The 10,133-nt window shown below is 48.1% G+C and carries 7 protein-coding genes; 2 read left to right on the forward strand and 5 right to left on the reverse strand.

Annotation, left to right across the window (positions count from 1 at the left end):
- Positions 1-82 precede the first annotated feature (82 nt).
- Positions 83-2,197 (reverse strand): TonB-dependent receptor, encoded by a 2,115-nt coding sequence (locus A9165_RS15685; protein WP_065956576.1) that lies wholly within the window; start codon positions 2,195-2,197, stop codon positions 83-85.
- A 156-nt stretch (positions 2,198-2,353) separates the two neighbouring features.
- On the opposite strand from A9165_RS15685, the gene A9165_RS15690 reads away from it, so the two are divergent.
- Positions 2,354-4,264 (forward strand): alkaline phosphatase D family protein, encoded by a 1,911-nt coding sequence (locus tag A9165_RS15690; protein ID WP_065956577.1) that lies wholly within the window; start codon positions 2,354-2,356, stop codon positions 4,262-4,264.
- 203 nt (positions 4,265-4,467) lie between these two features.
- Here A9165_RS15690 and A9165_RS15695 read toward each other — a convergent pair whose 3' ends face one another.
- From A9165_RS15695 to hutH, 3 genes are all read right to left on the reverse strand, one after another.
- Positions 4,468-4,836, reverse strand: a complete 369-nt coding sequence (locus tag A9165_RS15695) for a PH domain-containing protein (protein WP_008606587.1) — start codon at positions 4,834-4,836, stop codon at positions 4,468-4,470.
- Positions 4,837-4,994: 158 nt separating this feature from the next.
- Positions 4,995-6,995, reverse strand: a complete 2,001-nt coding sequence (locus A9165_RS15700) for a urocanate hydratase (protein ID WP_065956578.1) — start codon at positions 6,993-6,995, stop codon at positions 4,995-4,997.
- A gap of 13 nt (positions 6,996-7,008) precedes the next feature.
- Positions 7,009-8,514 carry a histidine ammonia-lyase gene (gene hutH / locus A9165_RS15705; protein ID WP_065956579.1) on the reverse strand — a complete coding sequence of 502 codons (1,506 nt, stop codon included), beginning with the start codon at positions 8,512-8,514 and terminating at the stop codon, positions 7,009-7,011.
- A gap of 119 nt (positions 8,515-8,633) precedes the next feature.
- On the opposite strand from hutH, the gene A9165_RS15710 reads away from it, so the two are divergent.
- Entirely contained in the window at positions 8,634-9,536 is a 903-nt protein-coding gene (locus A9165_RS15710; RefSeq protein WP_008606584.1) for a LysR family transcriptional regulator, read from the forward strand.
- Between the two features lie 38 nt (positions 9,537-9,574).
- On the opposite strand, the gene A9165_RS15715 is transcribed toward A9165_RS15710, so the two are convergent.
- On the reverse strand, positions 9,575-9,949 hold the full coding sequence (locus A9165_RS15715; protein WP_065956580.1) for a VOC family protein: 375 nt from the start codon (positions 9,947-9,949) through the stop codon (positions 9,575-9,577).
- Between the last annotated feature and the right edge of the window lie 184 nt (positions 9,950-10,133).

Below are 10,133 nucleotides of genomic sequence, written 5' to 3' on the forward strand. Positions count from 1 at the left end.
GGCTGACTTGTGATCAAGAGACAGAGTATAAAACCGGGGTTGCTATACAGAAGCTTACTTTAAGCCAAATTAATACCGGGTGTTACAGACTAAATCTAAAACCGAAATAAGCTGTACGCTCAGGTGCAGGCTCAATACCATCAGTTCTCACGCGGCTGTAGTAGTTTTCATCTAACAGATTGTTAATACCAGCGTACAGAGACCACTGTGCCGATAACTCATACTCACCAGTTAAATCCACCACCTGATAGGATGGTATCTTGGCATCAATAGTTGCCGTACCTGTACCACGAGGCAGATTGGAATCTTGCCAGTACTGATCACCAACCAGCGTCAGGCTGAGCGCAGCAGTCAAGCCATTACTTGCATAGTTAAGCCCGGTACGTACCAGGTAATCTGGTGCAAAAGAGACTTTATTACCTACCAGACTAGCGTTTGTACTACTTGTTATTTCTGTATCTAACCAAGAGCCGTTCGCGAAGGCAGTTAGATTATGACCAGGCGATAATGCAAAAGCATACTGCAGACTTAGCTCAACACCTTGATGACGTGAATCACCACTGTTTACCCGCTCAATATCGGTGATATTAACTTGAATTTGCTCAATTTTGTCTTTGAAATCAATACGGAACACACTGACATCAAAAGCAAATTGCTCGGTAACTTGGCTACGATAGCCTAATTCGTAGTTCATCGCTTTCGATACTGAAGGATCATTAGAACCTGCCAACTCAGACGTTGGATTGATTAAATCATCAAAGCGTTGTGGCCGGTAAGATTCTGAAATATTGGCATAGACTTCAGCAGTATCAGACAGCTTCAAACCTGCGCCTAAACCAAATAACAGCTCATTAAAGGTCCGATCCAAATCAATGGCATCACGGTTTAAACTGGCGCTTTTCACCACTTCAACCATATCATAATTCAGACGCTCATAGCGTACCGCCGGTACTAAGCTAATGTTGCCAAAGCGGAACAGGTTTTCGACAAACAGTGCGGTATAGGTGGTAACACGATCTTGCTCAAAACGAAGGTCAGCGGCATTTTGAGCGTCAGAGGTCAAATCACTATTGCGGTGCTGCGTACGAGGACTGTCACCACTAAAGCCAGATGTACCTGCAGTTAAAATATTATTTTCACCCCAGGCTAAGCTATAACGCAGATCGTAACCTAGGTTACGGAATTGCTGCTCGTCAACCGTTGTCGAAGAAGGTGGATTTGCAGGCGGAACAAAGGCGCCTGAACGACGGCTAAAACGATCCATCGCTAGATACCAGATTTTTCCGTTAAGGCTGGACGCTGCATCTAACTGCTGCTCGTAAGTTAAGCTTGCTAGCGTTTGGTCAATTTTAACACGGTTAAACGGTGTTTTAACCAGATCACGGTTGTTCGCAAATTCAGCCGAGGTTAAACGGCCGGCTTCACCCGAGTCAGAGCTATACACATCTAAATTAGCTCCGATTTTGATATCTTTGAAACCTTCGTAACTGAGTCCTAAGTAGCCAGAGCTAACATCAAAATCTTCGTTATTACGTGGGCCATCGGCACGACGATGATCAAATGAGGCCATAAAACCGGTATTGCCTTGTGACCAACGCGCTTCATTATAGGTGCTGTACATAGCATCGCTACCCACAGCATGCTCAGTCACTATGCGGGTTTCTGCTTGTGCAGAGGGGCCACGAGTAACAAAATTGACTACTGGGCCGATTTGCGGGCCGTAAAGTAAGCCTGAGCCACCGCGAATAAACTCTACACGTTCAATGCGCTGACCACCTGGCATATAGTACATGGTGGCATAACCAAACAGGTTGGCAGCCAGTGGCACATTATCTTGATAAAAGGCCACAAATTCAGATTCGTGCGGGTCACCCAAGCCACGATAATTAACATTGTAGATGCTGGGGATCTTCTGCTCTGAGACAAATAGACCCGGTAAAGTAGCAAACATTTGGCGTAAGTTAGGTTCAATCAGCGTTGGCTGTTCACTGAGTTCAACGACTGAAGTCTTCTTGCCCGCAAAGATCCGACCTTGCTGTATATCTGGCAGCTTGTTGCCGCTATCTGCTATTTGCGCACCGCGTACCTCCAGAACTTCGATTTGCGACTGCTTTTCTTGCGGCTCTGCAGCCTGACTTTGCAAACTGCAAATAGCTAACGCCAGCGCCACGTGCTGTGCAACCCGATTTACTTTCATTCTTACCACCTCTTTAGTAATACCAATGTAATCACAAATGCGAACTATTACTATTATAAATCAATGGTGGATCACAAGTAAATAAACAAAGATGAACTTTTTTTGAGTTGTCGCTGTTTAATAGGAATCTATGGCTAGTTAAAGAATACTTTCAAAATGACGTTACCTGTAACCGTTTGGGCAGGCCCAATCCTTCGCCGACTGCAACCCAATCGAATAACTATTTGGTTGGCAACGGCAGAACCTGTTACCCCAGAGTTAACACTGTTCACTGACAGTGGTTTGTACCATATTTTACCCGCTTCCGTATTGTCTGCCGGTCATCAACAAATCAAAGCGGGAGATAATCTTCATTTTCAATTATTTGACCTTAAACTTGAGATTAGGTTACCTGTCCAGCAGGCTATTTATTACAACCTGCAGTTAAATGGTCAAGGCTGGCAACAGTGGGCACCAGATCTAAATTTTACGCCACACTCTCATCCATTTTTTGTGCTCCAGCCGAAGTTAAGTAGCTTATTACATGGTTCTTGTCGTAAGCCTCACTTTGCTGCTGCCGATGGCCTACTGAGAGCTGAGCAACTATTAGCCTCCACACCAATCGACGATTGGCCAGCCTTACTCATGCTCAGTGGTGACCAAGTGTATGTTGATGACGTGGCGACTCCTATGTTGATGGCGATCCACCAGTTCATACCAAGGTTGGGTTTACCCGATGAGTCACTGCATAATGCCGACGTCTCACTGGCAAGTGCCTTACATAACAAGAGCCCCTACTATTTGAAACGAGAGACGCTGCTTCCCGATGATAAAAAAAGCAGCAAAGTACTCGAGCAGCTGTTTAAGGGTGCACGTAAGCCCGTTTTTACCTCCGATAACGCGCATAACCACCTGATTAGTTTGGCTGAAATGTTCGCGATGTATCTGCTGGTATGGTCACCCGTTGGCTGGCAGCAGCTAACTAGCCCTCGCGACCTCAACCCTCCAGCCGATTTTAATACCAAACAATGTCAACAGTTTATCTGCCAGGCTGAAGTACTGGATGCATTTATCGGCGGCCTTAGCGCTATACGCAGACTGCTGGCACACTTACCTGTAGCAATGATTTTTGATGATCATGACATTACCGACGACTGGAATCTTACCGCTGCATGGGAACTCGCGGCTTACCAACATCCATTATCCAAGCGCATTATTGGCAATGCCCTACTTGCTTATTTGCTATTTCAGGGTTGGGGAAATTGCCCGGAACAGTTTCCTGCAACCTATCTCTCAGACATCCAACAACAATTATGCTCTCCCGGAAGTAACAGCTACGATGTAATGTTAGACCAATTGCTGCGCTTCAATCATTGGTACTATCAGTGGCCTACTGAACCAGCTTTAGTTGTGCTGGATACCCGGACCCAAAGATGGCGAAGTGAACGTTCCATTCACAGTCCGTCAGGTTTGATGGATTGGGAGGCATTGAGCAATTTGCAACAAAAGCTAGTTGGTGTGGATGCAGTGGTGTTAGTTTCGGCCGCGCCGATTTTTGGAGTTAAGCTGATCGAAGCGATACAACGTATTTTTACCTGGCTTGGTAAACCACTACTGGTGGATGCAGAAAACTGGATGGCACATCGTGGTACCGCCTATACGCTGCTTAATATGTTCCGCCACCCGAAAACACCAAAGCATTTTGTGATTCTGTCCGGCGACGTGCACTACTCCTTTGTTTACGACATTCGTCTACGGTCACAAACAGGCAGTCCAGCTGTCTGGCAAATTACTAGTAGTGGGCTAAAGAATGAATTTCCCGGCAAGCTACTGCAAGTCTTTGATCGCTTAAACCGCTGGCTTTACTCTCCGCGCTCTCCACTCAACTGGCTGACCCGTCGTCGCCGGATGTTGATTACGCCACACCAACCAGAATCTGCGCAGCCGGGCGAACGCTTGCTCAATGCGGCGGGTATTGGTTTAGTAAAATTAAATGAGGATGGCTCACCAGCGGAGGTCATTCAACTTTGCGCTGATGGTCGCAATATTGAGTTTAAACTTTACGAAGATGAAGCCAGATGGCATTAGCCATAAGGCTATGCCGGACCTCCCGCAATCCGATTTAGCAGCGCTTGCTATACTTTAATCGGCTTTATCAGACATGCCGATTATCGCCGCCTATACCGCGGTCGCCTATTATGCGTTTCGCGGTAAGGCAGATGGTTTGAAATACTACTAAGCTTTTCTCGGGCGTTACCTTGCGTAGCGCCCATTTTTTGTGGGCCCTTGTGCTACAACGAATGCTGCGCGATATATTTGGCTATCTCCACTATCGCGGTTTTACCGGTAAATTCAAATTTTACCTTACCTACTGCTGACAAATAAATTTCCAGCTCAGAGTCCAAATCGAAGGTGCCAGAAGTTTCGACCGAATAGGCGACAATGTTTTTATAAGGGATAGAGGTGAAATCTTTTTTGCTACCGGTAATTCCCTGCACGTTAACCACAATCAGCCTTTTCGTTGTAAACACCACGCCATCACGCATGGATTTATAGGCGTCAATTATGGTCTCACCATCCAGCAACAGGGCCGCCACCTGGTCTGCATAGTCACGGTTTTGTTTTAACTTAAAAAAACCCTTATTGTTAAAATCAATCATCTTTCATCCTCAATCACTATGATCCAGTGCCAGCTTGGCGTCCTCAAATAACGTCAGATAATCGTTTTGCTCTGACAGCTTTCTCCGTTATGACTGACAAAGCGCCCGAGGGCGCGGTGAGTTAATACGCCGATTTTTTTATTGTCCTGTGCACCGGGCTAGAGTGCCAGCCCGGCAATAACATCGTCATCAACCCGATTGGCCAGTGTGACTTTTAACTTCGGTGTTCTGGCCATTTCGCGTTTGATCGCAAAGTCTGCTTCAGTATTACGCGCCCAGCTGCGCCGCGCAATACCGTTATTAACATCGAATAGTAGCATTGATTTTAAGCGGCGATCGGCATCGGTAGTGCCATCCAGCAGCAAACCAAAGCCACCGTTGATCACTTCGCCCCAGCCAACGCCACCACCGTTATGAATTGACACCCAGGTAGCACCGCGGAAGCTGTCACCAATCACATTATGAATCGCCATATCGGCAGTGAAACGGCTACCATCATAAATGTTCGAGGTTTCACGAAATGGCGAGTCAGTACCGCTGACATCGTGATGATCGCGCCCCAACACCACCGGGCCAATCTCGCCACGGGCAATGGCGGCATTAAAGGCAGCGGCAATTTCTATCCTTCCTTCGGCATCAGCATATAAAATCCGCGCCTGCGAGCCGACCACCAGCTTGTTTTGCTTGGCGTCTTTAATCCAGGTGATGTTATCCTGCATTTGCTGCTGAATTTCCTCAGGTGCCTCAGCCATAATGCGCTCAAGCACCTGTGCAGCAATAGCATCGGTCTTATCCAAATCTTCTGGCTTACCTGAAGTACAGACCCAGCGGAACGGGCCAAAGCCGTAGTCAAAACACATCGGGCCTAAAATATCCTGCACATAGGATGGGTATTTAAAATCGATACCATTGTCGGCCATCACATCGCCACCGGCGCGTGAGGCCTCCAGTAAAAAGGCATTACCGTAATCAAAGAAATAAGTGCCCTTTGCGGTGTGCTTATTCACCGCCTCAGCATGGCGTTTTAATGTCGCCTGCACTTTGGCTTTAAACAGCTCTGGCTCGTCACGAATTAAGCGATTCGCTTCGTCGTAGCTGATACCGACCGGGTAATAACCGCCCGACCAGGGGTTATGCAACGAGGTTTGATCTGAACCCAGATGCACAAAAATATCACTTTGATAGAAGCTTTCCCACACCTCCACCACGTTACCAATATAAGCAATGGACACCACTTCTTCATTGGCTTGCGCCTGTTTTACCCGGGCAATCAGCGCGTCCATATTATCGATTAACTCATCAACCCAGCCTTGCTGATGGCGCTTGGTAGCGGCTTTGGGGTTTACCTCGGCACAGACCGTAATACAACCGGCGATATTACCGGCTTTGGGCTGAGCGCCGCTCATACCGCCTAAACCGGCAGTTAAGAAGATTTTACCCTTCGCACTTTCGCCCTTTTGTAATACTTTACGAAAGGCATTCATCACCGTGATGGTGGTACCATGCACTATGCCCTGCGGGCCAATATACATATAAGAGCCGGCCGTCATCTGGCCATATTGGGTTACGCCCAACGCATTAAAACGCTCCCAGTCATCCGGCTTGGAGTAGTTCGGGATCATCATACCATTGGTAACTATCACCCGTGGTGCGTCTTCCGACGATGGGAATAACCCCATAGGATGACCAGAGTACATGTGTAATGTCTGATCGCCTTCCATCTCGCTTAAATACTGCATAGTTAAGCGGTACTGCGCCCAGTTTTGGAACACCGCGCCATTACCACCATAGGTAATAAGCTCTTGTGGGTGCTGCGCGACTGCAGGGTCCAGATTGTTATCAATCATCAGCATAATAGCGGCAGCTTGCTGGCATTTTGCCGGATAATCACTAATTGGCCGTGCTTTTAGCTCGTAGTCCGGCTTAAAGCGGTACATATAAATACGGCCAAAATCGTTAAGCTCTTTGGCAAACTCTGGCGCCAGCTCCGCATGCCAGGCTTTAGGGAAATAACGCAGCGCGTTACGCACAGCAAGTTGTTTTTCCGCTTTAGTCAGAATGTCTTTGCGCTTCGGCGCCCGGTTGGCGTCCAACGGATACGGCTTGGTTGGTGGTAGTTCCGCCGGGATACCCTGCTTAATCTGGTTTTGAAAAGTCATCATCCGTATCCTCTTAATTCAATGCAAAGTTAACGGTAAAAGCCTGGCTTTTCACCAGCTCTATCATGGCGTCGATATCGGGTTTTAACAGACGATCTTCTTCCAGTTTGGCCACTTTACTGCGAATAAGGGCAAAATTTTGTTCAATGATATCGGAGCATTGATGTGGCCGGCGAAACTCAATGGCTTGCGCCGCATACATCAGCTCTATCGCGAGGATTTTTTCCAGATTGCCCAGGATCTGGTTTAACTGACGGCCAGAGATACTACCCATCGACACATGATCTTCCTGCCCCATAGAGGTAGGCACACTGTCGGCCGAGGGCGGGAAGCACAAAGATTTGTTCTCGGTTACCAGCGCCGCCGTGACATATTGCGGAATCATCATGCCGGAATTTAAACCACCGGCTTTGGTTAGCAAACGCGGCAAACCGTGTAAGCCTTCTAATAGTAAATAGCAGCGCCGGTCAGAGATATTGCCCAGCTCCGCCGCCGCAATAGAGGCATAATCCAGCACCATCGCTAGTGGCTGACCATGGAAACCACCGCCGGAAATCGCTTCTTCGCTGCTGATGACGATAGGGTTATCAGTAACCGAGTTCATTTCTATCTCGGCCAGCTCTTTTAAGTGGTAGTAAGCATTACGCGACGCGCCGTGTACCTGGGGAATACAGCGCAGCGAATAAGGGTCTTGTACCCGGGCGCAGCCGGTGTGCGAGGCCATATTTTCTGAATCTTTGAACAAACGGCGCATACGGGCAGCGACTTCAACATTGCCGGCAAAGGCGCGGATTTGGTGCAGTTCAGCACGAAACGGTGAACCACTGCCCTGCATCCCTTCAATACTCATGGCACCGGCCACATCGGCTAAATCCAGCAGGTAGCGCATCTTGGTTAGCGCAGTAATCGCATGCGACAAAATAAACTGGGTGCCGTTAATCAAGCCCAGCCCCTCTTTGGCCTGCAGTTCCAGCGGCACTAAACCATGTTGCGCCAGCGCCTCAGCCGCGCTGATAGTGCCACGGCCGTGCCAGAACTCACCTTCACCAATCAGCGGTAAGAATAAGTGCGACAGCGGCGCCAAATCGCCTGATGCCCCTACTGAGCCTTGCTCCGGCACCACCGGAATTAAGTCCAGCTCAAGAAACGTCAGCATGCGTTCAACCACTTCCAGGCGCACGCCAGAATAGCCCTGGCTTAGCGCATGTACTTTGGTGATCAACATTAACTTGGAAATGGCTTTAGCGATAGGCTCGCCCACGCCAACCGCATGGGTGATCAGCAGGTTTTTTTGCAGCAGCGCAGTTTCTGCTGGCGAGATTTGCGTATCGCAAAGCGGGCCAAAACCGGTATTAATACCATAAATAGCTTTGTCCGATGCGGCCATCACCTCAACGTTGTTACGGCTTTGGTTAATTCGGGCGATGGCTTCTGCACACAACTCAGCTTTAATAGTGCCATCGGCGATACCGTTAACGATATCTAAATCCAGCCGGTCGATCCCGTAGCGAAATGTCATCTTGTGCTCCTAAAATTCTGCGGATCTTTATTAGAGCCATGCTAGCTTGCACAGGTTGTTTTATAAATACATAATATTCATAACTTATTCCGACTTTATCGAACTAAAGAGCAGCGCCCATGCAAGTACAAGATGTCGACCTTAGATTACTCAGAGTGTTCGTCACTATTGTCGAGTGCGGCGGCTTGTCGGCGGCTGAGTCACGGCTGAATATTGGCCGCTCTACTATTAGCGCGCATTTATCTGACTTAGAAATCCGTTTAGGGGTAAAGCTGTGTAAGCGGGGCCGCAGCGGTTTTGAGCTAACCGAGCCAGGCCGTATTACCTACCAGGCCTCATTAGAGTTACTGCAGCAATGCGAAGCCTTTGCCAATACCATTGCCAGCTCGAAACAGCAGCTGTCCGGCCGGGTCAGTATTGCTATTATCGACACACTAGTCAGCGATCCACACTGCAAAGTGGCGCAGGCCATTGCCGCGCTAAAAGACAAAAGCGATAACATTCAGTTTGACTTGTATGTGTGTGAAGCGCGTGAAGTGGAAACCGCCGTCGCTAACGGCCGCTCTTTATTAGGCATTGGCGTTAGCCGCCATCAGATCCGCGGCCTGGATTACACACCGCTGCACTATGAAACCAATTATCTGTACTGTGCTGCTGGCCACCCGCTGTTTAACTGCGCCGAACAAGACACCGAAAAGTTGCTGCAACGGGCAGAAGTTATTACCAGCAATTATCTGCGCGATAAAGAGCGCCGTAACGATGGTTTGCACTACCCAAACAGCGCCATTGCTTACCACGATGAAGGTATCGCCCACCTGATTTTAACCGGTAAGTTTATTGGCTATCTGCCAGAACACTACGCCCGTTACTGGGTGGACAAAGGCCTGTTTAAAGCTATTTTACCGGCGAAATATTCTTACCAAATTCCGCTGATGCTGATTACCTCAAACCAGCACGCCAATACGCCATTGGCGCAGGCGATGATTAAGCAGATTAAACGCAGCCATGCTGTCAAACTATAGTTTCAGCTTAAGTTGGTGTGTTGTAGAGCAATCAATCGCTATCTTCTTTCTTCCAGTAACGCCAGTAGATTAGCGTCAGGATCACGCAAAAAACTTAACCATAACTCATGATCCGGCATCTTTGCTGCTAATTGCGGCAATCGCTCATTTTGCGCGCCGGCAGCAACAAGGCTGGCATGCGTTGTTTCGATATCTAAAACTTTAAAATACAACACAGAGTTCGCCCCAACCTTACCAGCGCCTTGTGGCGTACTCAGCATAATACGGACACCATCCGCATTAAGAAATACCAAATTGGGGCCGGCACGGAACAGCAACTCCAGCCCCAGCAGATCGCAGTAAAAGCCAAGTGCCGTATCCACATCGCTTACCGTCAGCGCAATTTGCGCGATCGTGGAAAGCTTTATTGTCATGCAAATCCTCCCTGAGCAGTTGCTTCTGTTTTGTAATTTAATTAGTAGGGCTTGAACAGGAAGACTGTAGCTGTTGTTTTGTTACAAAAGCAAAGCACAAAATATGCCTTATCGAAATTGTTTATTGATACTCAAACCAACTCTTCAAGGCATCACTACCACAGGGCGAGATCGCGAACGTTTT

Origin of the sequence: Alishewanella sp. HH-ZS (genome assembly GCF_001704375.1) — a bacterium.
Classification (GTDB): domain Bacteria; phylum Pseudomonadota; class Gammaproteobacteria; order Enterobacterales; family Alteromonadaceae; genus Alishewanella; species Alishewanella aestuarii.